General features: G+C 40.0%; 30 protein-coding genes. 2 read left to right on the top strand and 28 right to left on the bottom strand.

Annotated elements, in window-relative coordinates; translation table 11 throughout:
* Nucleotides 1-1455: 1455 nt before the first annotated feature.
* The 12 genes from MHB54_RS28540 to MHB54_RS28485 form a co-directional block, all read right to left on the bottom strand.
* Nucleotides 1456-2721: a TcaA 3rd/4th domain-containing protein gene (locus MHB54_RS28540; protein WP_340982183.1), complete on the bottom strand. Its 1266-nt coding sequence runs from the start codon at nt 2719-2721 to the stop codon at nt 1456-1458.
* 38 nt (nt 2722-2759) lie between these two features.
* The gene (locus MHB54_RS28535) at nt 2760-3071 is read right to left on the bottom strand and encodes a hypothetical protein (protein ID WP_340982182.1); all 312 of its coding nucleotides are present in this window, start codon (nt 3069-3071) and stop codon (nt 2760-2762) included.
* 24 nt (nt 3072-3095) lie between these two features.
* On the bottom strand, nt 3096-3908 hold the full coding sequence (locus MHB54_RS28530) for a hypothetical protein (RefSeq protein WP_340982181.1): 813 nt from the start codon (nt 3906-3908) through the stop codon (nt 3096-3098).
* 8 nt (nt 3909-3916) lie between these two features.
* On the bottom strand, nt 3917-6103 hold the full coding sequence (locus MHB54_RS28525; protein ID WP_340982180.1) for a C40 family peptidase: 2187 nt from the start codon (nt 6101-6103) through the stop codon (nt 3917-3919).
* Entirely contained in the window at nt 6100-8469 is a 2370-nt protein-coding gene (locus MHB54_RS28520) for a VirB4-like conjugal transfer ATPase, CD1110 family (protein ID WP_340982179.1), read from the bottom strand. The genes MHB54_RS28525 and MHB54_RS28520 overlap by 4 nt, the downstream gene beginning before the upstream one ends.
* Nucleotides 8420-8815, bottom strand: a complete 396-nt coding sequence (locus MHB54_RS28515) for a PrgI family protein (RefSeq protein WP_340982178.1) — start codon at nt 8813-8815, stop codon at nt 8420-8422. Before MHB54_RS28515 ends, MHB54_RS28520 begins: the two co-directional genes overlap by 50 nt.
* 159 nt (nt 8816-8974) lie before the next feature.
* The gene (locus tag MHB54_RS28510; RefSeq protein WP_340982177.1) at nt 8975-9787 is read right to left on the bottom strand and encodes a hypothetical protein; all 813 of its coding nucleotides are present in this window, start codon (nt 9785-9787) and stop codon (nt 8975-8977) included.
* A gap of 51 nt (nt 9788-9838) precedes the next feature.
* Nucleotides 9839-10159 (bottom strand): hypothetical protein, encoded by a 321-nt coding sequence (locus MHB54_RS28505; protein ID WP_340982176.1) that lies wholly within the window; start codon nt 10157-10159, stop codon nt 9839-9841.
* A 94-nt stretch (nt 10160-10253) separates the two neighbouring features.
* Nucleotides 10254-12119 (bottom strand): VirD4-like conjugal transfer protein, CD1115 family, encoded by a 1866-nt coding sequence (locus MHB54_RS28500; RefSeq protein WP_340982175.1) that lies wholly within the window; start codon nt 12117-12119, stop codon nt 10254-10256.
* A complete protein-coding gene (locus MHB54_RS28495) occupies nt 12119-12610 on the bottom strand; it encodes a hypothetical protein (protein WP_340982174.1) in 492 nt (163 codons plus the stop codon). The genes MHB54_RS28500 and MHB54_RS28495 overlap by 1 nt, the downstream gene beginning before the upstream one ends.
* Nucleotides 12611-14035: a DNA translocase FtsK gene (locus tag MHB54_RS28490; protein WP_340982173.1), complete on the bottom strand. Its 1425-nt coding sequence runs from the start codon at nt 14033-14035 to the stop codon at nt 12611-12613. It lies immediately after the preceding gene.
* Between the two features lie 58 nt (nt 14036-14093).
* Nucleotides 14094-14354 carry a helix-turn-helix domain-containing protein gene (locus tag MHB54_RS28485; RefSeq protein WP_340982172.1) on the bottom strand — a complete coding sequence of 87 codons (261 nt, stop codon included), beginning with the start codon at nt 14352-14354 and terminating at the stop codon, nt 14094-14096.
* 99 nt (nt 14355-14453) lie between these two features.
* On the opposite strand from MHB54_RS28485, the gene MHB54_RS28480 reads away from it, so the two are divergent.
* On the top strand, nt 14454-14882 hold the full coding sequence (locus MHB54_RS28480; protein WP_340982171.1) for a helix-turn-helix domain-containing protein: 429 nt from the start codon (nt 14454-14456) through the stop codon (nt 14880-14882).
* Nucleotides 14883-14968: 86 nt separating this feature from the next.
* On the opposite strand, the gene MHB54_RS28475 is transcribed toward MHB54_RS28480, so the two are convergent.
* The 16 genes from MHB54_RS28475 to MHB54_RS28400 all read right to left on the bottom strand — a co-directional run bounded on the left by MHB54_RS28475 (nt 14969) and on the right by MHB54_RS28400 (nt 24791).
* Nucleotides 14969-15550 (bottom strand): response regulator transcription factor, encoded by a 582-nt coding sequence (locus MHB54_RS28475; protein ID WP_340982170.1) that lies wholly within the window; start codon nt 15548-15550, stop codon nt 14969-14971.
* Nucleotides 15551-15604: 54 nt separating this feature from the next.
* Nucleotides 15605-16972 carry a HAMP domain-containing sensor histidine kinase gene (locus MHB54_RS28470; protein WP_340982169.1) on the bottom strand — a complete coding sequence of 456 codons (1368 nt, stop codon included), beginning with the start codon at nt 16970-16972 and terminating at the stop codon, nt 15605-15607.
* Nucleotides 16973-16980: 8 nt separating this feature from the next.
* The gene (locus MHB54_RS28465; RefSeq protein ID WP_340982168.1) at nt 16981-17691 is read right to left on the bottom strand and encodes a haloacid dehalogenase-like hydrolase; all 711 of its coding nucleotides are present in this window, start codon (nt 17689-17691) and stop codon (nt 16981-16983) included.
* A 233-nt stretch (nt 17692-17924) separates the two neighbouring features.
* Nucleotides 17925-19394 (bottom strand): relaxase/mobilization nuclease domain-containing protein, encoded by a 1470-nt coding sequence (locus MHB54_RS28460; protein ID WP_340982167.1) that lies wholly within the window; start codon nt 19392-19394, stop codon nt 17925-17927.
* A 5-nt stretch (nt 19395-19399) separates the two neighbouring features.
* Nucleotides 19400-19735, bottom strand: a complete 336-nt coding sequence (locus tag MHB54_RS28455) for a plasmid mobilization protein (protein WP_340982195.1) — start codon at nt 19733-19735, stop codon at nt 19400-19402.
* 343 nt (nt 19736-20078) lie between these two features.
* Nucleotides 20079-20561: a DUF2538 family protein gene (locus MHB54_RS28450; RefSeq protein ID WP_340982166.1), complete on the bottom strand. Its 483-nt coding sequence runs from the start codon at nt 20559-20561 to the stop codon at nt 20079-20081.
* Between the two features lie 25 nt (nt 20562-20586).
* Nucleotides 20587-20907, bottom strand: coding sequence for a hypothetical protein (locus MHB54_RS28445; protein ID WP_340982165.1), 321 nt, complete (start codon nt 20905-20907; stop codon nt 20587-20589).
* 15 nt (nt 20908-20922) lie between these two features.
* Nucleotides 20923-21864 (bottom strand): tyrosine-type recombinase/integrase, encoded by a 942-nt coding sequence (locus tag MHB54_RS28440; RefSeq protein WP_340982164.1) that lies wholly within the window; start codon nt 21862-21864, stop codon nt 20923-20925.
* Nucleotides 21865-21882: 18 nt separating this feature from the next.
* On the bottom strand, nt 21883-22338 hold the full coding sequence (locus MHB54_RS28435) for a DUF2538 family protein (RefSeq protein ID WP_256703086.1): 456 nt from the start codon (nt 22336-22338) through the stop codon (nt 21883-21885).
* A gap of 39 nt (nt 22339-22377) precedes the next feature.
* On the bottom strand, nt 22378-22560 hold the full coding sequence (locus MHB54_RS28430; protein ID WP_340982163.1) for a hypothetical protein: 183 nt from the start codon (nt 22558-22560) through the stop codon (nt 22378-22380).
* Nucleotides 22541-22753, bottom strand: a complete 213-nt coding sequence (locus tag MHB54_RS28425; RefSeq protein ID WP_340982162.1) for a hypothetical protein — start codon at nt 22751-22753, stop codon at nt 22541-22543. Before MHB54_RS28425 ends, MHB54_RS28430 begins: the two co-directional genes overlap by 20 nt.
* 24 nt (nt 22754-22777) lie before the next feature.
* Nucleotides 22778-23116: a hypothetical protein gene (locus tag MHB54_RS28420; RefSeq protein WP_340982161.1), complete on the bottom strand. Its 339-nt coding sequence runs from the start codon at nt 23114-23116 to the stop codon at nt 22778-22780.
* A 151-nt stretch (nt 23117-23267) separates the two neighbouring features.
* Nucleotides 23268-23492, bottom strand: coding sequence for a hypothetical protein (locus tag MHB54_RS28415; protein ID WP_340982160.1), 225 nt, complete (start codon nt 23490-23492; stop codon nt 23268-23270).
* Nucleotides 23493-23560: 68 nt separating this feature from the next.
* Nucleotides 23561-24220: a zeta toxin family protein gene (locus tag MHB54_RS28410; protein ID WP_340982159.1), complete on the bottom strand. Its 660-nt coding sequence runs from the start codon at nt 24218-24220 to the stop codon at nt 23561-23563.
* A complete protein-coding gene (locus MHB54_RS28405) occupies nt 24213-24410 on the bottom strand; it encodes a hypothetical protein (protein ID WP_076315766.1) in 198 nt (65 codons plus the stop codon). Before MHB54_RS28405 ends, MHB54_RS28410 begins: the two co-directional genes overlap by 8 nt.
* Before the next feature lie 153 nt (nt 24411-24563).
* A complete protein-coding gene (locus MHB54_RS28400) occupies nt 24564-24791 on the bottom strand; it encodes a hypothetical protein (RefSeq protein WP_340982158.1) in 228 nt (75 codons plus the stop codon).
* Between the two features lie 523 nt (nt 24792-25314).
* Here MHB54_RS28400 and MHB54_RS28395 point away from each other — a divergent pair.
* On the top strand, nt 25315-26574 hold the full coding sequence (locus MHB54_RS28395) for a cytochrome P450 (protein WP_340982157.1): 1260 nt from the start codon (nt 25315-25317) through the stop codon (nt 26572-26574).
* The last annotated feature ends 128 nt before the right edge of the window (nt 26575-26702 follow it).

Here is a 26702-nt window from a genome sequence, read left to right as displayed (position 1 = left end):
AAGGTAGCGGCAACCCCTGCGATCTCATGCTTTATCCGTTGCAGTCACGGATAGAAAGGTGTTGTAGTGATGCAAGCAAGCATGGAGTAAGATATCTATATGCATAAATGATTAGTCCTGCTCACAAAAAAATCTTCGCTTACACTTCACTGTCTTCATCTATCCCTAAGTCATGCTGATAGATCAAATTTTGCCCATATATACTGCGAGTCCCTTAGTGAAGATCAAGTAGTAAACATATGTACACAACCGACCCCTTACCAAAAAAATTCATATCCTCTAGGGTAGGAATACATTTCGGATGTTTTTGCCCATCCCCTCGAAAAGGTGGAATAAGGGAACTTTTGATAAAGATATATTTATCAATATAAAGAATGGGCGCATCTTATTCAAGAAAAGCGCCCGATTGCGGAAGTGTTACTATTTCGTTATCAATAATAAGCTCCGAATCGGCTTGAATGCAAATGCCTATTTTTTGCCGAATGGAAGCCTTCTCATTGAACTCTTCTGTTCGTTACTTCAATGAAAATCAACAACACAGTTTAACAAAGCCATTATTTTAAGTTCTATTTAAATCCTTCTTCGTCTGGAAGAATTCAGCCATTGTCGGCGACCGCGATAGTGCATTTTTCTATGCTAATTCAAGAATTGATTCGGTTGCGGGCCTCAGGGTGAAAACAAAAACTTAGGATCGTAATGGCTCTCATTCTCCGTCATTCAGTATTCAATCCTTATGTGTGTACATTTTCAACGATTTCAATGCCGCAAAAAACAGAATAGCAAGGCTTCTCATTGTGTATACAACTGTACACTTTGTCCTCTATTTGTATAGCTGAAGCAGCTGTAGTAACTTGATCTTGATCCCTTTTGTAAGTAACTATATCATAAAGAAAGAATTAATTTGATGAGAACCACAACAACAAGGAGCGCTGCTACATGAAAGCAATACAATTCACCACGTACAATGCATATGGAGAATTTTGTTTTTATGTTAAAAAAGAACTACTGCAGGAATATTTGAATCAAGATCCCACTGTCGCCGCAATAATTAGTCCAGAGGATTTCAAAAACTATTACACACTTGAACAATCGCGATCGTTATTTGATTGGATCATGAAACGAAACCAAAATTAGAAAAACAGGACTTTTACGATTTATTTGATAACTGGACTAAACTTTAATTCGGAAGTAAGCATTTTTTCTCTAATAGGTCCCTTATCAAATTGACAATTACTCTGCAAACGCCACCATCAGGATCATTGTTGTTTCTCCTCAGGTGAACAAATAATTCAAAGTACTCGCGCTCTGCACATAGTCTATCCTGGCATGAGCAATATTTCATATTGTGTATACAAAATGTGTGCTACCGGCTCAATCCGGAATCGTTTAATGTGTACAAAAAACAAGAATGGCCTCACTGATCCAGAGTGGCCATTCTTGTTTATGTGTACACTTCTATTTTTTCGCACTCATGATAATGTATTTGTCCTCTTCATTTTGATTAGGAATATTCACAAAAGAGCCTAAGTTCGCCTCATCAATACTCCATGTTTGCTTTTCCTCATCATATAAAGCTTTCAAGGAAAGAGAATAGACATACTCTTTTTCCCTATGATAATCGGTTTTCAGTCTATTTAATCGAATGATTCCGTCCAGCTGCATGACCGGATTACCCTCTTTGTCGGTAACAATTTTGTGTGTTTCCTTATTGAAATAGGTTTTAATCAGATTATAAGAGTAGTTACCAAACATTGAAGGCTGATAAGCATTAACTTGTTTAGCCCTGAATTTGTCTGTGGTACTTTTGAAAGGCTCAACACTTTGCTTGACACTTGCTTGAGCGTATTCTTCTGCAAAACGAAGGAACAGCTCGTTAGCGAATTTTTCATCAGGAATAAAATAGAAGTGTGATCCGCTACCAAGGGTGTAATATGATTTATCATAATTCGAGCTTATTGTTTTCCCCCATGGAAATTCCGCTGAAAGCTGTATTTCTTTCTCGTCCGATTCCTCTATAGGCCCAAATTCCGCCGATTTAGGGTCACCAACACGAATTCCTGTCCCTTCACCTTTGAACAGAATCTCAGCTCCTTTTAGTTCCTTAGACAAGTCCAGAACGTACCCAGTTAAGTCGAATGCTAACTCCCTGCTCGGATTTTCTCCAGCTGTTATTGATTTTTTATCAGTGATGCTTATCCATGCAGATGATTTGATGGCTTCAATTTCATAGCTTCCTGCTAGTAATGGTTTCCGTAAGTCTTCTCGCTTCACTTCCTTGCCATTAAGCTTCAACGTAACATCATTCCCAAGGTCTTTAAAAGTTACATAAGTTTCTTTAGGCAACAACACGTATTTATCAAAAAACAGCAACTTCTTTCCTGATTTTTCTATACTGAACGGAAAATCTCCACTCACGCGCATTTCTTTCACGCTTTTTGCTACATCAGAATTTTCCTTATCCAAGAGTTGCATTGTCAGTTCCTTGTTGTCCGCAGCTGTCTTCAAAAAATACTTAGCCGAATCCTCCACCGTAGGATAAGTTTGTATTTCTTCAGGCAATACAGATATGAGCAATTCTGTGTCGTTATTATCTATTGCCGCGCTGATATTATCTAGGACGCCTTCTCTTGAGGTGCTCTTGTTCACTACAATTACACCAGCAATCACAAGCAGTACAACTACGCCAAGACTGACAAATAACCATTTTTTCCATTTCACCATCACAATACTCCCCTTCAAAATAAAGGGCTGAATAGTGATCATTCAGCCCTTGAATATAATGATTTAACTTTGCCCTGCGCCCCAAACTCACCTGACGTATCCCCTCCAGTATCAGCAGAAGCCTTCTTCAAATGGTCAAATTTACCTTGTTGAATTTCCTTGATTACATCATTCAAATTAATGCCGTGGCTACTCAAAACCACAATGCTATCCTCAATATTCCTTACCTTTTGTTGATGTTCAACCTCCTTGATCTGTTTGGCTACCTTCCGTAAGTCTTCCTCGATTTTCTCCTTTTTCTTTTTTAAAGCTTCTTCTTTCTCCATCAGCTTTAGCAATTTGTCTTCCACAAAAAAACCTCCTTCAAAAAGTCCTTAACAATCATAGTAATCATGCTTGTAACTAATCTGTTTATAAAGAAATACCATGAGTGCCAACAAAGCAATAATAGTGATCCCTATAATGATTTTCAGTGTTTGGGGTTCTATGGTGAATTTTTGCCGTTGTGGTTTTTCAGTTGGTTTAACAGAAGCCGCTTCATTTAAAGCATTATCTGTGGAGCTTTGAACACCACGATCTGTACTAGTGTTCTGATTCCCGCCCGAATCCGTTCTGTTCAGCATTCTTTCGATGCTCTCCTCTGTAGGCTCCTCATTCGAAGAAAGTTCTTCTTCGGTCTTGGTCTTGGTAGTTGGCTTTAAAGAGAGCTTTATTTTGAATTCGACCGCATCGCCTTTCTTGACGACTACTTTTTCGGACGAATCAATGTTATAGTCCGTGGCATTTTCCCCTACAACATTGATGAAATCCACTTTGTAAGTCCCTGGCTTCACGTCTTCTTCATACGTATATCCGTTCAGCTTATCCAATCGGGCCATAACATTTTCCTTGTCAGTAGAAGTGAAATTAACAAGGATCGTTTTATCGAAGTCTGGAGGAACAGTAGCGCTTAATTGAAGCATGTTCCCCACCACTGATTCTACCTCTGGCTGTTTGGGTTTATTGGATGGTTTAGTCGTTGATCCTTTAGTAGCTGGCTTCTGTTCAGACTTATTTGTTTGGTTTGCCGCCTTCGAAGAAGGCGGCGGTGGCGTTTTAGTGGTCTCTGCTGCAAAGGAAGAACCCGCGGATACCGCAAAGAAGATTACAGAAGCGATCGTTATACTGGAAACAAAACGCTTTCGCACATATTCACCTACTTTCCTGAAAATAATAATGGTCTTCTCGGATACTTAAAGCCTTTATAACTGTTTACAATAACCCCTGATCCTCCCTCACAATGGACGTATACAGCCTTACCTTTACTGTCTCTGCCAATGAAAATACCAATATGATTCACACCACCCTGTCCTGGTATGTTCTTAAATACCAAGTCTCCGGGTATCAAGTCACTTTCCTTGATCGCATAGGTCTGACCCCACTGATAAGATGTACCGCCAGCGGAAAACGAAGCTCCAAGCCCCGCTGTTTTAAACGCCCAATCTATAAAACCACTACAATCCATCCCATAAGGCTGATATGTCCCGGTTTTTTTACTTCCGGGTGCTGTTACTTTAACCGGAGTTCCCCACTTATCGTTCCAGCCGGGCGGGCTTTTTCCTCCCCAGAAATACCCCACCTTGCCTTCCAACGTTAGAGCAGTTTCAATTAATTTTTTCCTTGCCTCGCTTACATCACCAGTAAATTCAGGCGGTGGATAATTTCCCGGTATTCCCGGTGTTCCCCCTCCGGGTAACTCTTGAGCCAAATCAGGAAACTGTTCTTGTATTGCTCCCGAAGTAACAAGTCGTCTAGCCCACTCTTGTTGTTCTTCGTCAAACCCAATCTTTAAGAAAATATCCTCCATATCATAGGTGTAAATCTCAATTATCAGTCGCGTTTTAGTCACCGTGTGACAGGTTCTATTCCCTTTGCTGTCCGTAGAACATTCTTGTTCGGTATAAGTCTCTGTCCTTGTTTCTATCTCATTAAATTTTCCGTAAATTTCCTCCATAAATTCTTTTTGCTCATCTGTGAATTCCAAATCTTGTTCAAACTGAACTGCTAGTATCGCAAACATCTCAACCCAACTAGCATGAGCAAAACCATCTTCATTCATATAGTCAGTCCGAATATCATCATAACCGCTACTGCTTTGAAGGCGACTTATCTCTTCTTGGAATTCATTATCAAGCCTTTCGACAACACTCTTGTATTCTCTAGCATTGTCTTCATCAGTCATAAAAAATGAACCTGCTGAAGATGTGGTGGTTCCTCCCAAACTGTTTGTTAACATCATCAGGAAAAAGATTACCGCCGCTGCTGCCGCTCCCATAATCCAGACCTTGGGATTAGTTGCTACAGACGCTACGAACTTTTTAGCAGACTGTTGAGCAGCACGTTTCAAGAATGAAGCGGCAGAAGAAGCAGCTTTCCTCATTCCTGTTTTAAGGCCAAGCGAGGCATATCGCCCTTTTGGTACATACTTCCTGCTTAATGTCTTGATCTTGTTGGCACTGTTCTTAGAGACGCCCTTGGTAGCAATATTCCCCTTTACTTTGCGATGCGCTGAGATAGTCGGCACACGGTAGCGCCGATTTTTTATATAATGGTTGGCATGTTTAATCCTGTCTGTTGATTTTTTAATATTTTTATAAGCGGTTCTGGTTTTCTTTACCCCATCCCTCGGGAGCTCCAAGGACGTAATAGCGTCATGTGCTTCTTCATGATCATGAGGGTCTATTGTCCGTGTAAGCTGCCTTGCTGTCTCTTTGGCAGCGGTCTTTATCTTTTCCTTGCTTTGCCTTGAAATATGGTTGCGTAGTGCAGCTCTGATCCCTTTGGTACTGCTGGTGGAATGAATAGGTGTTTTTCGGGTAAGCTTCATTTTGTTACTGAGGCCACGCTTAACATATACGTTTCTGGCATTGGTCTTTATCTTTTTATTCTGGCCTTTCCTTAAAAGATGTCTGTGTAGCCTAACGTTCATCCTCCTGTCACTGCTGGAGGGCTGAACAACTGTCCTCCGGTTAACCTTCACTCCACGCTTAACATGTGTATTCCTGATAGTGGTTTTTACCTTTTCATTCTGGATTCCCCTTGAAATATGACTGCGTAGCCTTGCATTCATCCTCCTGCCATTGCTGGAGGGCTGAACAGCTGTCCTCCGGTTAGCCTCTACTCCACGCTTAACATGCGTATTTCTGGTAGTGGTTTTTACCTTTTCATTCTGGATTTCACTTGAAATATGACTGCGTAATCTGGATTTCATCCCTCCGTTACTGGAGGGATGTACAGCCGTATTCCGGTTAGATTTCACTTTGTTATTGAGAACGCCCTTAGCATATACATTCCTGACGGTGGTTTTAGATGAAGTACGGGTTCGGATATTGTTCTTCTTCATGCTGTATTACTCTCCAGATTAGCCTCCCTTACTTCATCAACCTTGGTCGTCATCATTTTGTATAATTTCGTATCCCTTGGGAACTCGTCATGGAAAGGAACAATTCCTTTACCTTCACCGTTCCCGATAAACATTAGCCCCTGACCACTATCTGAATTTGTCACATAGCTAAGCTGCGTTTCGGATATGTCCAGCAAAGTTGCCAACTCGCGGCGATCCGATTTAGCTTGATTGAGCATCATCAAGAACATGGAGTTAGAAAGCATCGTTCGTGCAAGGTCTGATTTAAGCAAATCCTCAACGTTTTGGGTGATACCTGTTGGAATCCCTCCCCACTTTCTGGCCCGTTTGTACAGTTCGTAAAGGAAGGCTGCTGAATATTCATTAGCAAAGAGCAAGTAAATTTCATCAATATATATCCATGTCCGCTTACCCTTACCACGATTAAGGGTGATCCGGTTCCAAACTTGGTCAAGCACAATGAGCATTCCCATTGTCTTGAGCTGCTTACCTAAATCCTTAATGTCAAAGCATACAAGACGGTTATCTATATTGATATTTGTCTTGTTGGCGAATACAGACAGATTACCCTTAACATAAAGCTCAAGCGCTGTAGCAATTTCGATAGCTTCCGGGTCTTCTTGTAGTTTGAGCTGTTCGTAAAAATCAATTAGGGTCGGTATGTCTTCTTTCGAAAACGTCTGTAGGTACTTGTGGTATGTGAGCTTCAAGCATCGGTCAATAATTGATTTTTCCTTTGGTGTAAGGCCGTATCTCCCACCGACTATTACCTCGCATAGAGAGAGTACAAAATCAGATTTAAGCATCAACGGGTCATCATCATCTGCATAGTCCATTGTCATATCCAGCGGATTGATGTAGTTCTTCGAACCAGCAGAAATATGAATAACTTCCCCTTGAAAATTGGATACAAGCCGTGTGTATTCGCGCTCCGGGTCGATAATGATAACATCATCATCTGTATTGAGAAGCACGTTAACCATTTCCCTTTTAGCTGCAAAGGATTTACCTGAACCCGGCGTTCCCAATATAAAGCCGTTCGGTGTATCCAGCGAAAGCCTGTTAAACATAATCAGCTTTCGCGATACAGCGTTCAGCCCATAATACATTCCACCCTCCTGAAACAATTCTTGGTTGGTGAATGGCATGAAAATTGCTGTGCTTTCGGTGGTCAACGTCCGTGATATTTTTAGCAGATTCAGCCCAAATGGTAAGCACGAATTCAAAGCATCTTCTTGCTGGTAATGCAATGTACCATTCTGGCAAAGGAATTTACTGCTGATGCCTGAAATCTCTTTAGTATCCTTATTCAAACCCTCAAGCGTATCTGAAAAATGAATCAATACAATGTTTGTCAGGAACATCTTTTGATTTTTATTGATCAAATCATCCAAAAGTTCATTTGCTTCTGTAAGCGAGTGCTTTAATTCATGAGGAATAAACGCCTCCAGATAGCCGTTTTTAAGGCTTCGTTTCTGGTACTCAATCTTATTAGCTTCCATACCCGTAATCTGCTTCTTAACGATCCTGAGCGCCTTATAAGAGTCTACGGACTTGATGTTCATCGTCGTGATTAGATTGAAGGAAAAGTCTGTAATCTCGCTAAGGAATTTGTCGTTTAGAAAGGTAGGCAAATCTTTGATGTAAATAGCCCTTGCGTATTTATCGCCTATAATCATATGATCCCGTTTAAAAGTAAGGGAGTCCGCAGCTATAAGGTCTTTGGTGATAAGCCCTTTTCTCTTGTGCTCTTTCGGATCATAGGTAAAGTGGCCTTCTTGACCCATACGATACACATCATGCAGCAGCTCCAGACGTTCATTAAGGTTTAATCCGCTGATAGAGCTACCCATCCTTTTAAATACGGCCTGAATCTCTCTCTCCATTCTCAGAAAGGTGTTACGCGCTTCGTCCATTGAAATAGATTCAATATTAACCGTGACAAATTTTTCTTTCTTTATCTCATTCTTGCCGCCCGATATTCTGCGTTTCAACATTTGATTGTACTCCTCACGAAACGGCTCCATATGGTCATTCCGCGACTTAATCATTACTCTGCTCTCAAAATCTTCTTTGTTAAAGCTTTTATTGATTATGGTTACTTGGAGATTAACAGTGTCATCAAAGAAATTTAAAAACTCGCAGTATTTCGAAAAAACTTCTTCTTGATCATCTTGCTTACTAACCTGATAATTAATATCCACATAAGTGAAGATTTTAGAGTAGCGATCCTTGCCATGTTTCAAAATTCCGTCCTCAGAAGCTGTGGAATAGGGAATGGATTGTTGACTTGATTTAGGAATTCTCGCTTTCTTTTTTGCGCTTTTTTTGTTTAGAAACAGCACGCTTCTTCCCCCCCTTTTGGTTCTCTGTTGTAAGCAGCTCAAACATATTCAAAGTGATATATTTTCTTTTCTGCGGATAAACGAACTCCTGTTGAATCACAGATTTTATAAATTGTTCAAAGGTCATACCGTTATAGTTAAAATATCCGATTAAGAATAATGGCATCGCAACGAATATAACCACCCAGCTTGCCGCATCTGATCCTATAACGTCCCTACCAAACCAGTACAGCGGTACGTTAACCACGACGGCTATTAGGGTACAAATCAACTGTCTGAGTGTTAAACCAAAGAACAATTTTTCTTTATAGGTTCTTATCTCCTTGGGAATTCTTATCTCGATCATAGTACCTCCAATTAATGTACTCATTTGTGTTCAGCGAGTTTGAGGGAAACGGTGAATGTACCCAAAACATTTCGATCTTCCTGGCTGCCGGCTTTAAATTTGTATACATACTTTTGGATCTTCAGCTGAACCAGGCTTAAATTTTGTGTTCATTCGGGATTAGTCGCCCATTATTTTTCTTGACCACGAGCCGGACTTGATCACAACAAGAAGTAAAGCCAAGGCAGTCAGCATACCTTTCCAAAGCTCCATATTAGCTCCATTTCCGGTGAAAAATCCGAATGATACATTGGCAATTATCGCAACGTATACAATACATCCGATGATGATAATAATTCCTTGTAGGCAGACTGCGGCATAATCAAATACAAATCTTTTGGCCTTTTCTTTAAGCTCATCGTGTATGAATGCAGCTATTGGAATAGGGGCAGCAGCCGTGTATATTAAGAGCTGGAATAGTCGCCCAAATACAATCAACATGATAACGATCTTGATCCCCTGTAAAATCCATTCAAAAGGCATCTGCTTAACTGCATAGAGCTTTTTATCGAACCAGCCCATGTTTTCGTACTCGGCTTCCATGGCTGAAAAATCTATTTTATAAAGCGATGCATCAGCTCCAGTAGTTCCTACAAGACTTGAGACATAAGAAGATACATGGAAAATGATGTTCAGAAAATCAAGCGTATGTTCCATGATTAACTTGGCGAATACCAGTTTCAACATACAAGAGACGACCGTTTCCCACCTGAAAAATGCGAAGTTCATTGACTTGTTCATAAAATCCAACAAAAAGTATAGGGTCAGCAGACTGTATGCAACAGGTAGAATGGCTTGATGAATTTCTGTTATGACCGAGTACACTCCCGGATACTCAGATGGCCCCTGATTGACCAGTCCTGTAACCTCTGTAATAATTCCGCTAAAGCCTTCAAAAGCAGCTTTTATATCATCAATCGGAGAAGAAGCCAACTATTTCACCACCCACTTTTTTGAGATAGGGGGCATTTCGCCCCCTCGTCATTACAATCCGAAAAGTGACAGTGATTTGGAGATACCAAAGACCATAAACCCTGCCGCCATTGTTTTCATCCCGCGAACTTTTCCATCGGCATCGTCTTGTTTGAAACCTAGTGCTGTTTGAATGCCTCCAAAGAAGGCGACAACCAGCCCGATCCGTCCTGCCCAAGTAGCGATTACTTCAATTACGCCGTCGAATTGATCCATCCCCTCGTTAGCGTTAGCGGCATAAATTTTAGTTCCAATCAGCATCAAGGCAAAGGACAAAGACAGAACTTTTGCAAACACAGGCTTTTTAATCATGTTCATGAATGATTTCTTCATTTAAAAATCTACCTCTTTCATATTTTAATTTTTAGTTATCTCATTGGAAAAATGGGTATTATACGTATACATGAGCAATATCCAACTTGGCTGATTAAATTAGTTCATCCATTTGCTTTTCCAAAATATCCAGTTCATCAACATTTACAACAGTTAAATCTTCCATCCTTTCCTCCATCTCTTTATCAGGAACCCGCATGTTCACCAATTCAGCTATCGGATCGGAGGCCAAAGATTTTTTCCAGCCCATTGATGAGTCAAAATAATTGTCCTCGTTCGCTTCATAGAGCAGCTTGTAGTTAGGATGAGATTCCAGTTTATATTTGTCTGAATAAAAAGGATCGAGTCCACGGACGAAGAGAATACACTTATTATCTGGCATTCGTGAAAGCTCGGAGATAGTCATTAAATCACGGCCTTGGCTTCCATAGCTGGTGCTGGAAGAACTATTTCTGCCCCTTGATTGGCTTGTATTCTTGGTATCAATCGTTTGTTTATCTAGCCCTACCTTAACCCACTCAAGCGTAGTACGCTCTTGGCCTCCCAAGAATAAAATCGTGTCACAGTTACCTATAATTGTTTCATGGGTTTCTTTATAGAGTGATTTAAGCTGTGACAAGTTTTGTATAATCGGAGCCACTGATATATTCCGGCTTCGCATCGTAGCGACAAGTTTGTCAAAGTCAGGGATTTGCCCTATATTCGCGAATTCATCAAGCCAGAACTTCACATGATATTTCAGACTTCCTCTATTCACAAAGTCAGCCTGATAATACAAAGCATCAAATAGTTGGGAATACATCATAGCAACAAGAAAATTAAAGGTCGTGTCACTATCGGGTATTACCACAAACAGCGCTGTCTTCTCATCCCCTAACGCTTGCAGCTCCAGGTCATCGTCACTGAGTAACCGTTCAACATCTTCAATGCCGAATGGTGAAAGTCGGACACCCACTGAAATCAATATACTCTTTGCTGTTTTACCGGAAGCCATTTTAAAAACATCATATTGTTTAATTGCCATATGATTAGGTTTTTCTTGACGAAGCATTGAGAACAATAAATCAAATTCGCTTTTAAAATCTTCTTCGTCCTCTTTCACTACTGCCAGCCTCAACATGAGAAAAACAGTTTTAAAATTGTGTTCATACTCTGGCAACTCATAATAAATGTAGAGGAACACGGCTTGTAAAAGTGCCTTTTCTGCACTTTCCCAAAAGGGATCAGAAGAAGATCCATTTTTGCTGCCACTCGTGTTTTTGATCAAATTGTTAATAACTTTTAATATATCACTCTCCTTTTTGATGTAGGCAAAGGGGTTATATCTACAGCTTTGTGACATATCAATTAAGTTAAATACTTTAACTTTATAGCCTTGCTGTACCAGTGAATGCCCTGTATCCCGAAGCAACTCACCTTTAGGGTCTGTTACAACAAAACTTGTGTTAGCTTGTAGTATATTAGGCTTTACAACAAACCTACTTTTCCCTGTACCAGCTCCACCAATAACTAAAAAGTTCAAATTTTTCTTCACTTTTTTTGAATCAAGACTAAGCCTTTCAGTCTGAGTCATGATAACATTAGCGAATTGATCCTTGCTGTTCTTTATGCGATTTCTCTCCGCATTACCTCCCCATTTAGCCGAACCATGCTCTTTTCCCGGCATAAGGTTCTTTTGTGTTGTAATCTTATACAGTGCAAAAATGAATACAGCGATGAATTCAAAGAATAAAATTCGAAGTGTTTTCTCACTTGGTAATACAACAATGTTGTTGATCATGCTGGCCTTAGAAGCTTCGGTAAGCTGTTCTACATCCAGTGTTTCAATATCAAACGGCTTCCCTGAAAGCTCAATCACATGATGTACATGTGAGGTTATATAAGCGATAGCAACATAAAGGATTGCACAGAAGATCAAAAAATTCCTATTCTGTCTTCTCCGTTTTTCTTGATCGGTCATCACCACCCTCCTATGTCCTGGCTAACATCCCTTGTAGATGAGCGATTTTGTGATTCGAGCAAATTCCTGGCTAAATTTAGCTTTTCAGCAAGTGTGCTTTTCTGCTGTCCTCCTTCCCGATCGTCAGGATGAGTCAATCCCCTGCCTATGTCTGGCTTGCCATGAGAAGCAGCTTTTTCATAACGCTCTATATAGTCAGCCAATATAGCCCTCCTAGACTCTGTTATTTCCGGTTGGTCATAGGATTTGAATAGTTCGTCACGAATTTTGTTGTAGGCCGCTGAAATATGCTCTGGAATCTTCTCATTACGTTCCATCTTATCTACATAATCGAGCAATAACTTCACGTCATCAGCCTTTTCGCTCTTTAGAGCAGCAGGATTATTGATAAACTCTGATCTTATTTGTTTGGATGCTTTATAAGCTCCTTGTAAGAAAAAATCTCGTTCTCCTTCTTTGTCCAAAGGCTTGGAGGCTTTTGAATCTGACATTTACCTCCCCCCCTTCTCTCTGTTTTTATTTTTTGTTGGTGCAGCCTCTCTTTGAGCTTCAATTAGCGGCCTAATCTGTCGCCTTCTTTCATCCAAACTCATACGTGTATTAACTCTGTGCAGCATGTCACGTACCATTGAGGCCTTATCATCCTGTACTGGCCCCTTACCAGTCGCACCTAACCTTTCTGTGAGGGATTCCCTGCCCTTCACTTCTTCCTTTTCTATAGCCAGGTCAGAAGTTTCACGTTTGAAGTCAATCTCATTAACCTTAATACCGTAGCTTTCTGCTAGTTCACGATGTTGAGGATTATTCATATCCAGTGTTACATGTGGAACTTTTATTTTATTGCCTTCAAGCCGCTCATAAGGCGTTAGCTGTTCTGGCGCTTGCTGTTCTGCCTCAAGCTGGCTTGCCTCTTGTCTCTCCCCTCTCTGTTTGAGAAAAGCAGGAATAGTGTCTGGAGCTTCCTTCTGAGTCTCTGCCTGAATCTCAGCAGCTTCTCTACCCTGTCCTCCAATGTATATCTGTGGTTGAGAGCCATCATACTGAGATACAAGCCCCTTTGATTCCATGCGATCAATAAGGTTTCTCGCCTCACCGTAGCCGACATTAAACTCAGACTGTAGTTTTGGAATCGCTATTTCCCCGGACTGTCTCGCAAGATCAACAGCTTGCAAGTAGCGTTCGTCTGCCATATTTTTTTGTGGGTCAGTGAATGAAGAAGTATCGACCCCTTCTCTTTCAGCTAATTCACGCTGAAAACCCACATCCATATCCAACACGGCATCGTTAACCTTAATTTGGCTATCCCCAACAACGTCATATTTCGTTTTATCGTTGTTTGGTGCATCGGCACTTTCTCTTGCTGCCTTTTCATTTTCGAGACGTGCGTTATCCATTTGAATATCACCTATATTGATGCCTTCCTTTGCTGCTAATTCACGATGAAATTCAATGTTCATATCAAGCACAGCATTAGGAACCCGGATACTTGATTCTCCAACCACCTGATAGGGTAATGCTCGTTCAGGCTGCTTATCGATGCGATCAGTCGGAGTCATCTCTTTATTTATAAGGTTTTCAATAATACTTTTGACACGAACTTCATCACTTTGTTTATAGAAAACAGAATGTCGGCCTTCATCTTCAACGACTGCATAAGCAATTTGATAACGTTTAGCTTTCTCAGCAAATTCTTTTAGTCTGCTCTTATCCAGATCAAAAAGTTTAATTTCATCCTTACTGGAAAGAAGCTTTTTCAACGATTTCTCGCCCGGCTTGTCGCCCTGCTCTCTAGCCTTATTGATGAGGAATATCAACATCTGTTTTATAGATTCGTTAGTCATTTTAGCGGTTTCTCTGGAAAAGTCTGAAGCCATTCGCGTAACAATTGTCGAAACATCACCGCCGATATCAGACATTCTATCGCCCCTCGTTACGAATTTTTCACTGGAACAGTACACGTTTCATTAAAGACCATTACACTGTTGCTTTATCTTCGCTTTCATCTTCAAGCTCCCTAATATCAACCTCCAGCGCCTTAGCAAGTTTTCTTATGTTTTCATGAGTCGGATATTTGCGATTCCCTTTCTCGATTTGGGATATGGTCGGCTGCGGAACTCCCGATTTTTCTGAAAGCTCCAGCTGTGTCCAACCTTTCTCCTTTCTCTTTTTTTTAAGTTTATAAATAACTCGCACCTCCTTGATCACATTATATTCGAAAACGAATATTTTAGTCAACGCTTTTTATTCCTATTCGAATATTTATTTTAGTAATGAGCATCCCTTATTCTTTTCTGTTATGATTTAAATAAAATTTTGCACTGGTGAGTGAAGTGAATGGATCAGCTAAACAGCATAATTGGAGCCAATATAAAACATTTTAGAAAAGCAGTAAAAATGTCCACTACGACATTAGCTGAGTTATCGAACACATCGCAAAGTACCATTAGCAAGATCGAAAATGGTAGTTCAACCAGCATCGAAATACTAATACAGATTTGTGATGCTCTCAAAATATCGCTCAATGACATTCTCCCTGCCGGCTTACTGCCCGACCAACCGGATCATTCCGGAAAGAGACAGTTACTTGGATTGTTAGACGAACTAACAGATGCAGAAATTAAAACAATACAACTCTTGCTCTCGGTCAACATCCTTCCAGTAATAAAGCAAATCACCCCTTTATTAACAGCTTTAGATGAGTTGGATGAGAAATCACGTAATAACCTGCACACCCTTTTTTATTCGATATTAAATAACAGGTGATAGCTATATCGTACAAGTTTCGACAATTACAAGGGAGGGCCAATTTTATACCCCCTCAATCAAAATAAGAGGCTAACCACTTAGGGTCAGCCTCTTATTTTGATTTGTATTTGCTTTATTTGCTTCTTTACAGTCTCAACAGACTTGAACAGCACCTTTGCTATCTCCGCTTTATTCATCCCCTTTTCCCGAAGATCGTAGACCTCTCTCTCAGTGGGAGTAAGGATATATTTTAGCTTCCTCTCCTTTTTCAGTTCCGCAACGAGTACAGCGGACGCATCAGGATGAATACCCGGATGATCGCCGTAGGCTTCCCGTACAGCCCTTGGTATGTCCCGGTAAGATGTTTTAGTAATATAATTAACTGCGCCTTTATCAAAGGCATCCAGGATGATTTCCTTGTCGTTTAAAGCGGTCAACATAATTATATTGCTAAGTCCTAGCTGCTTTAACTCCAAAGCCGTATCCAGCCCGTCACACTCGTTAGGACTTAACATCACATCAACCAAGGCTACATCAACGTCATTTTCTTTGTACGCCCTGATTGCAGCCTCTTTACTTGCCGCGCAGCTGACCACATTCAAATCCTGTTCTCTCTCTATAAAGGAAGACAGGCAGTCTTCCCATACTGGATCATCCTCGACCAACATAACATTTATTTGGGTCATCGAATTCCCTCCTATAGCGGTAAAAGAACTTCGTTTTAAACACACAGTATGGCGTTATACGGGTTGTTCAGTTATAGGAATTTGCAGAATAAAAGTTGTACCTAACCCCTTCTTGGATTGCACATCAATTTTTCCACTGTGCTTATGCATAACATTCATGCAATAGGCCAAGCCTAATCCGAAATTTTTACCTCTGTTCTTGGTTGTGAAATACGGATGAAATATACGAGTTAAATCTTCCTGATCGATGCCCGGCCCGTTATCTTGGATTTCAATAACGATAGCCTTTCTGGTTTCGTATGCAGATATCCGCAGCTGTCCGTTATGTTCCATCGCCTCAGCTGCATTCTTAATCAAATTCCGCAAAACCTCTTGCATATGCACACTGTCACAATACATTTTTACATGGGTTTTGACATGCATAACAACGTCAATATTCTTCTTTTCTAAATAGGGTAAGCTCATTTCAATACTGGATTCAATAATTTCACAGACCTTATGGTAATCAGGTATAAGAATGATCTCCTGGGAATGTTTCTGAATTCGATCAACCATTGAGAGCATGTGTGAAGTGGAGTCCATTATAATATCAATATCTTTTACAATCGGCTTCGGATTTTCCCGTTCAGCTTCATACTTAATCCGGTCGGAAAGTATATCAATTTTGCCAATCTCATTTTTTATAGTATGGTTTAGCGCTGATGCCCCCGAAGTAACCGCACGCATCGCACTTTCACGCTTGTTGTTATCGAATCGGAGCCTCACCCCTAAGAGTCCATGCTTTGAAATCAAAATGACAAAAGTCATGAACAACAGGGTTATAACTAAAGGCATTAACCTCCACACTTCCTCAAAATCAAAAAACGCCTTAAATGTATAGTTCACAAAAATTTGAAAGATGATCGGTGGGAAGGTGAACAAAATAATATAGAAGCGATTCCGTTTAATTAATTGAATACTCTCCTTAGCATAGCTGACTATCAACAATGTCATCCCAAATAATAAATAAGGTACACACCACATAAAGAGTATTCGAAAATTGTTTTTTATGTCTGGATAGAATGGCGTATTGAAAAGCATTATCACTATTGGAATCAGTAAGACACACGCAAGCTTGTTCTTCAATTGTTTGTTGAAGAATCCACTATAACTAATGGCGAACATTAAAAAACAATAAGGCAATCCATTATGATTCATGAATGAACCAATGATGTGTAATTTAAAGAGTATGTTTTCTATGGTCGGCGTGATCAGCTCATGTATATGTAGGTAAGGAATGGCCGTTTCTGTCATGGCACGAGAGAGACCACCACCGCCAGCCGCAAAAGCAGAAAATGCAACCCACCGAGTAGATTCATTTTTCGGGTTATTTACAAGAAGAACAGCTGCAATTGTCCATAAAAAAATAAGAACAAAAACCATATTTCCTCCTACAATGTTTCGCCCAGTTGAACTATGTCGGCTTTAATAAAACGAGCCTCTTTGTTTATCTGACCCATCCACTTTTCATCTTTCTTCGCAACTACGAAAGGATAGTCCACATGATTAAGAGCTGGTAAATCATATTTCGAATCTCCAATGGATAGAGTTACGGCAGGATCGAATTTTGCAATTTCCCTGCCCTTAAAACCATCAAGCTTTGAGAAATCTATTGTTATCCCATTCCCTTCCGGCTTTACGTTTAAGCAGCTGTAAGGAACATCAAAATATTCCCCATATTGTTTTACCAATAAATCAAAATTCGTCGAAAGCAATTCAACATAAACACCCTTTTCTTTCAAATGGAAAATCAAATCGTGAGTAAAGCTAATGAACTTCCCCTTCAAGCTTTTCTCAAAAAACGACTTCGAAAAGTATTCCAACTGAGCATAAGAGTATTTTTTGAATTTTTTCAGTACGAACAGTTTATTAAATGAGTCCCGTGACACGGCATCCAGTGCCAAAAAGTATGGAGCACGCAGAACAAATGAAGAAAAGTATAGAGGCCACAACTTTTCTCCAATCTCTTGTTTTTTTATAAACAGATAAAATTGTACGATGTTACTTTTGGTTATTGTGTTGTCTACATCAATAACAGCGTTCCTCACTCCTTTATTGTCAATCAAGTCGTCAATGTAAGAAAAGTCTGTAATGTAGTCCATGCGTTCTATAATCTCCTAATAATTGGTATCCATCCATTTTATCAGGTATCCGCTTAAGCAAAATGAGTCCTTGTATACAAAAAATATGTGCATCAAGTCCCGATCTTGTAGATGCCGGTCCTATTTTCGTGTACAAAAAATAGGAGTTCAATTGTGGCCAAGAAATGAAATGGGTACAATTGAACTCCTGCAGCAAGATCCCAGGACTGGATTTTGTGTACATATATTTACTCTTACCGTTCTTTCCTTTCATCACGCTCATTGTTTTTGTTCTTGGACAAATCGAAACGCCCTCTTTGATTCAAGGTCTTTTCAATATCAGTGAGCTTGTATAATTCTTTAGTCATTGCGTTATGGCGTTCCCTCAACTGTTCGATTTTTATTCCATATGATTCTTGTCTCTCCCTGTAGATTGAAAAATCTTTCTCCTGAATATTAAGCTTATTCAGCTGGTTCATTGCCTTTTCAAATGTTTCGATCTCCGCACTATATTTTTTCTTCACAAGCATTTTTCTGATTGTCGCTGACTTATATTCTTCATAAATCGGCTTATGCTTGTTGTAAGCTTCGATTGTCTGATTAATGAGAATGATACTTCGATTTGCTTTGTCTGCTTCCTCAATTACACCATTGATCTGTTTCAATCTTTGCTCTGTATCTTTGATCGCTCGCTGTAGATCACCGCGACTTTTTAAATTGTAATCTGTTATAAGCTGGAGCTGCTTGGACAGTTTCAATATTTCAATATCGGTGCTGAAATCTCTACGCGAATTTCTCCTTACTGCTTCTTCTGCCTTACGGTTTGTGAGCGTTCGAAGCAACGCAATAGTCAGCATGAAATTAACCGCCAATGAACCCCTTTTATATTTGTAGTTCCTTGCTGCGTCAAAAATTTGCGTGCGAGTTGGCTTGCTTTTAAAGCGATATTTGTATTTCCGTTTTGATTCAACAAAATTGAACTCTCTGAGCTGAATACGTTCTTTTATACGATCTTCTGTGTATTCCGGCCCTAAAGTTTTGCCACGTACTGATCTTCCCATACCGGGAGCCTTGAACGTCATATATTTAACATGGCCTTGTTTCATCGTGTACCCAAGCCGCTTCATGTTCTGCATAAATTCTTCAAATGATTTAGATGATTTAATGACTTCATCTATGTCCTGTTTGATATGCGCCTTCCATGAATTCCCTCTCTTCTCTTCGTTCCATTCTTTATAAGATTTCGGGATAGCATGTTCATTTAGAGGAATAACACTGAGGCTGTATTCCTTTGCAATCTCATCTGAATAATCTCTTGCATCCTGTAAGCTCCGTTTACAGGCATTGAACTTTTTTCCACTCAACGAAACAGAATTTATAACAACATGGTTATGAATATGGCCTTTGTCTATGTGAGTGCTCAGAACGTATTGATACTTATCACCAAACATTTTATCGGCCCACTTCAACCCAATTTCATGAGCCTTGTATGGATCAGTAATTTCATTTTCTTTAAAGGACTGCATGAAGTGAAACCCCAGTGTTCCTTTCTCTTTTTTGTGATTTTTTTTGTTCGCAAGCATCTGCTTATAAGCAAGCTTATCATTAGAAGCACAGTTAACCCCTGTAACCAAACAGCCGTGATCGGTCTTATTGTCATTCACTATATATTTAAGAGAACGGTTCAGCGTTGATCTGATTGTAATTTGTTTAACATACGGCAATGAAATCAACCTCCACCGTAAAATTTTTCAATCTGCTGATAAATAACATCCAATTGTTTTTTCAGATACTTGATGTCATCGAGCGTCACGTGTTCCAACTCGTTAGCCCTTCGCGCCACCTGATTAATGTTCGTTCCGATTTTATTCACTTCGTAAACCAAATCGTCCAACTGTTTAAAATCTTGTTTGACTATCAGACCATCAAGGGTCATGCTACGGCAGTATTTACTTCTATCTAATTCGGCGGCAGCTGCCTTTTTATCAATTATCTCAAGTTCACCCTCAGTAACAAAAAACTTCACTTCTTTATCTCTGTATCGCTTTTTTGCCAATAGGATCACCATCCTCAGTTTAAAGGGGTATTAGGGCGCAGCCCTAAATGGAACGGGTATTAGGGTGAAACCCTAACAAGCGTTTTTCGGAAGTGTGGCTACACTTCCAATGCTTGCTATCCTAACCCATCACAAAACTTCTCTACCCAGCATTTTATCATTCCCATCATTAAGAATAAAGAAAAAAACAAAAAACCTCCCGACAAAGGAAGGTTTTAATGATGCGTCCTCTCGTGCCCTGCCAGATCGGCAGAGGGTATAAAAGGGATAAAGGGGTTTAGAATTTGGCTAAACGATCCTGGCTCCAAAGCCTATCTCCATACTGCAACTACGACATTAAGTTTCCTGATAATCACACTTCAATTACAAATCGATCCCTACGAAGTTCCAACGACTGTATAAATAGCTTATATACCTCGTCACCAGCGTTTCCAAGCCAACTACTCAAGTCAAAATAATGCTTACGACCAGTATACAATTCGACTGTTGATTGAATTAGACCACGATATGCACTGGAAAGTTGCCCGACGATTTCAGATTCAGAGTGATAACCATTTTCGTCGTTATCATCCTCTCCGATCCACTCGCCCCAGTACCATCCTATTGGCCCATTAGACTCACTCCAATTAACTCTGTAATAAATTTCTGGGTGAGAAACAATATAACAAGCAGCCGCATATTCCGGGTTTTTGTAAGCATTAAATCTCTCTATAAGTTGAATGAAGTTTTCTCCGTGTTCCTTAGAAGCAAACCAAACGTTTCCCAACATCATGCCTCTTTTGATAGGTTGTCCAGATTGTTCTTTTTCCGTTTTCATTTGATCTTTCATATCCATTCCATGCACTCTCCTGTTCTATGAGCTATCGCCTATTCTTTTGGACTTTTTCGCGAGCTTGATCAATCGTGTAACCCTGACGAACATAATGATTTTCTTCCACATACTCTATGTGCCGATCAACCTTTTCTGGCATTGTTTCTGGACTCCAACCTTCTTGAATAGCTCTTCGAAGAAAATTCAATGGTGATTTAACAGGGCGCGGTGACTGCCTCATAATCAGTAATAATTCCAATACTCGTTCAAAAGGTAGCGATTTTAGCAATTCCATAATTTCGAAACTAGGATAAGTAAGTGTTGCCGTTTGATAAGCCAAAGCTATTGCCTTCACACTTCCTGTCTCCATAAATCAAATCCCCTTTCATTCAATTGAGGAAAGACTTTCTAAAGCTTCCCTGCGTTCCTGACTACTCGACTTTGTATAAACGCGAGTGTAATTCAGATTCGTGTGACCCAAGATATCAGCCACCCTTTGAAGAGAATAACCAGTCTCTATAAGATCATGTGCGAGTGTATGACGAGGAACATGAGTAGTTAAGTCATTTATGCCTGTCTTTTCGCTTAATGTTCGATATAAGTATTCAATGCCTTGTTTAGTAAGGTTAGTGCCGCCTCTTGATGAAGTGAATAATTTTTTAGTGTCTGGATCGCCGCGCTCAGCCAACCATTCAGTTAGTGCCAAACGTAAATCTTTGTTCATTTCAATACGTCTGGCTTTTCCTCCTTTACCATCACGAACAAACAAATATCCCGTCTCAAATGAAACATCTTCCGGTTCCAGATCAGTAACTTCACTTACCCGAAGTCCAGCATACAACTGTACATAGACAATCGCTCGATTACGTGTAAACTTCCAACGGTTCTTTTGCTCTAAATTTTTATCATCCACAACCCTGAGCAGTTTATTGCGTTCAAAGCGCTCCAACCACCTTGGGTCTTGGTCGAAATCAGCAGCTATTTTTTGCGTTTTTACTTTCAATGCTGGATTACTTTTGATAAGTTCGTTTTCATTAAGAAACCGAAAGAAAGAGCGAATTGATTTCACAAAATTATTTACTGAACTGACCGAATAGCGTTTTGATTCTTCGTTTCCTCGCTGGTAAGTCGCTTCCTCAAGCAAATACTTTTTCCATGCATTCAAATCCCGGCCTGACACATTTACGGGATCAAACGTCTCGCTTTTCATTATCCGGTTGTGCCACTCGATGAAAATTTTTGCTACGGTAACATAGCGATCTACAGTATTTTTACTCGCTCCATCTTCGAAAAGCCATGCTTCAAATTCTTGTATGAGGTTAGTCATCGCATTCACGTCCTAATTTCAATTAACTTCACGATCTAACCGTACTAAAACTGCTTGCTGATAAACTTTGATCAATTCATTGTCCCAAGTTCCTAAAGCACTGCAAAGGTTAAAATCATCATAGCTACTGTTGAACAGATTGGCTCCCAAAAGTATCAATTTTCGATATCCGCTAGATAAAGTCGAATATGCATCTGTTTCAACTTCGTTTCCGTTTTCGTCCTTCTCGTAAATCCGCTCAATAATGACTCGCTTCTCTTTTGTGAAATAGTCTTCTTCTTCAACTTCCCTAGTTTGAAATTTGTACATCCACTCCATGGGGCCTTCGTCACCAAACTTCCCATTAGTCCGGTTGTAAATTTCGGGTAACGCAAGAATATAACATAAAGACTTATATTCTGGATCATTTACCGAATGATAAAATTCAACAAGCTTATAATAGTTGTTTTGATGGGCATCGTTTACAAAGTACATACCGTACACCTCCGTTTTCTTTTGCATTTACAGCATCATTCAATCTCTATCAATCCGATTAATATCTACGCCCAAATGATCTGCAAGCATAATCTCTGCGTCAGCCTTCACCTTGCCCCAAAGCATCGAGATGGAGTCTACATACCCTCTGCAAAGAAACTCAGCTTCGAGGGAATGAGGCGTTCTCTTCTCGTCAATTATTTTAATTCCCTTTTGCTTCATTCTCTGCCCAACAGAACGCTGCTGCTTTTATAATTTCGTCTTGTATACTCTTTAGCTGCAATTCAAATATGTGACGAAGCTTGAAGTCAGCTTCCTTCATTTTTTTGATGTTCAGCTCTAAAACATCAAGTAAGACTGGCAATTCCAAGTATGCTTTAACTAGCGCCACGTCCTCTGCATCAGCTTTACGCATTTCTCCTCCTGAAATGATTCTGCATCAATTTAACGACCGATACAGCTCAAATGTTGACTTATCAAGTCTGTTTGATGTCGTGTAATGATGTAAGAGAAATTCAAGCGCAGAAGAATTCTCGTATAGATTAAGTTCTTGCTTGAGTGCGACAAATTTCCGTTTGTGATCCTCACCTATTTCTAAAGCCTCTTTCTCCAAACGTGCTTTCTCCATTTTTATCTCATGCTTATAATTCAGAAAATCTTTATGGATTTGAATTAAGCTTTCAATCACGCCATACGTTGTCTTTGCTTTAAGCTCATCTTTCAAGTTCTCTATCTCCACTTTCAATTCATCTGGAACCTGTATCGTTGATCTCGACACGTACACACCCTCCTTATAAAGTTGTTTTGATCCGTTAGTTACATGGACAGAGTTGTACTCAAAATATCATTACGGATCTCGCCGGTTCGATTCTTTTTGTGTAAAAAATGGATCTGAAGCAGCTCGCCTGGGTTGTTTTTTGTGTACATAATTAGAATGATTGTTGCCGATCAATTATTTCTGCCTTTTCACGATACTGTTTATCCTTCACAAGCGTTATCTTTTCATAAGAATCATCATATAGGGCCAATAAATAAGCGAGTGTTTCGGAATCAGTCTTGCACTTCAACGCATCCCGTACTGTACGTAATGATGCTTTGACTCCACTACTACAATCCACCCTCGGTCTTGCATCCTTAGACGTTGTTCTAGCCATTAACACACCTCCTAATGGGTCTGTTATGTATCATTTAGGGTCATAAAAAAACGATAAGGGGCCGCAACTTATCTCTCCAGTTCATCCTTGCTTCTAGGTTTCCGTTCCTCACGGTTGTCTATTAGAGGTTTAATCCGGTTCAACTTATCTGCTAACGTAGGACGTGAGTCAAACGAATGTCTGGCCCATTCAGGCAGCTTATCCACGAGATAATGTACTTGTCCTCTCTCATTGATTTCGAGTAATTGCGTGAACTCCGAAGTATTGTCAAACACGTATGTCCGATCAGCAATATTCGAAGCAATAGCCAAATTTTTGAGTGACCGATCATAGCGCCGTCTAATGTCTTCCTCAGGTATGAAATGTCCTCCTTGAGCAACACGCATTTCAACACGGCTTATATGGTATTCAACATTCTTCAACCCCACATAATACAAATCAACCTCAAACCCGGATGCTTTTGCTTGTTCCATTTGACGAATAGCCGTTTTTCCTGAAAGAGTTGTCTCAATGGAAAAGCTTCTCTCTGAACGGATACACTCTTTAACACGGTTTAAAGTTTCCCTACCAGCTGCTGGTGAGACACTTTCAGGATTGTCAGGGTTAATACTTTTAGCAATGGCGTCCGGGTCGATTACCTCTCCGATCCGACCGACTAATTGTTTAGTCAGTGTACTTTTACCAGCTCCATTTGTACCAGCGAAAACAGTCATGACAGGTTTATTCATGATAGGCTACTTCTTTTCGTCCTTCTGCCGTGAAAACGACTTTTGTTTTCTTACCATCTGGGTATTCTTTCACCATTTCCCCATTCTCTTCATAGACAGCTGGTACACCGTTTTTCCTAGCCTCTTCACGAGCTGAATGTGTCGCTTTCTTCAAAGCTTCTTTCAATTCATTTGTGGAAATTCGACTCATCAGTAATCGCCGCCTTTTCAAAAAAAGTTATGTGTTGAATTTATATATTCATTTTACCACAGTTATGTATTGAAAAACAAGGTTTTCGGATGAATTTTCCATACATAACTTTTGTTATGTGTTGAAAAAAAACCGCCCAGTTGACAGGACGGTTTATGCCTTTATTATCTTCAATTTCAGAAATTTAACCAACATGTTTAAGAAAATAGGCAAGGACAATATAATCAATGCAAAAAATTTATCTCCCCAATTTGGAATAGAGCCTGAAAACAGAGTGTAGGCCATCATTCCGAACAAGGCTAAACGTGTTAAAAGGCCAATCAGATTTTTCATAGGATAAAGAAAGCTGGCGACCAGCACGATTATAATAAACTCCTGCATTCTTGCCCCTCCTTTCTAAACGTTTCCTAATTATAACATTTATCCAAGTCTAATTACATAGTCACCAAAGCCCTGTTTTATAGATCACATAAAACACAAAATTAGTTGTTTACGTATACATTTACGTTTATGTGTACGTACTCGTAAACATTTACGTTTGCATAATTATTTCATTTTGCAATATCGGGTAATACCAGCGTAGCTGACACCATCCGCAAACGTATGGATTGAAATGGAAATTTAAATTGTTAACATTTTTTAATTTCGTGGTCAACCGTAAAGAGAAACAGAGCTCAATGAACTCGACTTTTCATTTTTTCTTGGGGATCACGCCAACAAAACGCGGATTTCGTACGTTAAGCCGGGGATGCCCGGGTAATCAATTAGACAAATTAAAAAAGTCAATTCCTTTTTATAGAAGCTTTTTTTAGGTTTTTAGTTTAGGGTTCGTTTTTTTTGAGAATAAACAGGGAAGAGTTTACAAAGAATAAGTCCATTACTCATAAAGAAGGAGATGAATGATATGTCAAATAAAATTCAAATGCCTCGGGAAGAAGGAATAGACCATACCTTAAGCCTTATGAGAGAAGGATATATGTACATTTTGAACAGACGCCACAGTTTTAATTCTGATATATTCGAGACCCGGTTGTTTGGAAAGAAAGCGATCTGCATGGGAGGAAAGGAAGCTGCGGAAGTTTTTTATGACACTGAGAAATTCAAAAGGAAAGATGCAGCACCAAATCGGGCGGTGCAAACATTGTTTGGCAAGAATGGTGTTCAGGCGTTAGATGGACAGGCCCATAAACATCGAAAGGAAATGTTTATGTCGATCATGTCTCCTGACGGACTTAAAAAACTGACCGACATTACAAAAAAACAGTGGGAGATGGCGGTGGATAAATGGGAACAAATGGATAAAATTGTTCTTTATGAAGAAGTACAGGAAATTATGTGCAGGACAGCCTGCCAGTGGGCAGGTGTACCGGTACAAGAAGACGAAGTGAAGAAGCTGACAAAAGATTTGGCAGCGATGTTCGAGTCGCCAGCTGCAGTTGGCCCAAAACATTGGCTAGGGAGAAATGCACGGAATCAGGTAGAAAAGTCGATCGGAGAACTCATTAATGAGGTTCGTGATGGGAAAGTGAATTCCCCTGAAAATACTGCATTACATAGGTTTGCCTGGCATCGCGATCTGCAAGGGAATTTCCTGGATACCGAGACCGCTGCTGTGGAAGTAATTAATATCTTGAGACCGATTGTGGCGATTGCTATATTCATCAATTTCACTGCACTGGCAGTGCATCATTATCCGGAAGAAAGGGAGAAACTTGAATCCGGCGATGAAAAATATGCTCAGATGTTTGTACAGGAAGTGCGCCGTTTTTATCCGTTTTTTCCGTTTGTCGCGGCACTGGTAAAAAAAGATTTCACCTGGAACAGCTATAAATTTGAAGAAGGCACATTAACTTTGCTAGATCTTTATGGCACAAATCATGATCCTAAAATTTGGGGCAATCCTGATGTGTTCAGTCCGGATCGGTTTGCCGAATGGCAAGGCAGCCCCTTTGCCTTCATCCCTCAGGGTGGTGGCGATTACTTAATGGGACATCGCTGTGCCGGTGAGTGGGTCACCATTGAAGTCATGAAAGTAAGTCTCGATTATCTAGCGAATCGAATGAATTATGAAGTTCCTGACCAGGATTTAAGTTTCAGCATGGTCAGCATACCAAGCATTCCCCATAGTAAGGTAGTGATCAAAAATGTTAAGCGAAGGATATAAACTCATTTCTGCTCTACTCAATTATTGTGAGTATAACTTATTAAACGGTGATGAAGTTCAATAAGTACAAGATTAATATTTTTCACTCTCAGCTCCACGGGGGCTTAGCCCCTCCCATGACCGGACTT

The sequence above is a fragment of the Paenibacillus sp. FSL M7-0802 genome (assembly GCF_038004945.1).
Taxonomy (GTDB): Bacteria; Bacillota; Bacilli; order Paenibacillales; family Paenibacillaceae; genus Paenibacillus; species Paenibacillus polymyxa_B.
Note: the sequence above shows the minus strand (reverse complement) of the source record. Positions and strands in the feature narration are given on the sequence as shown.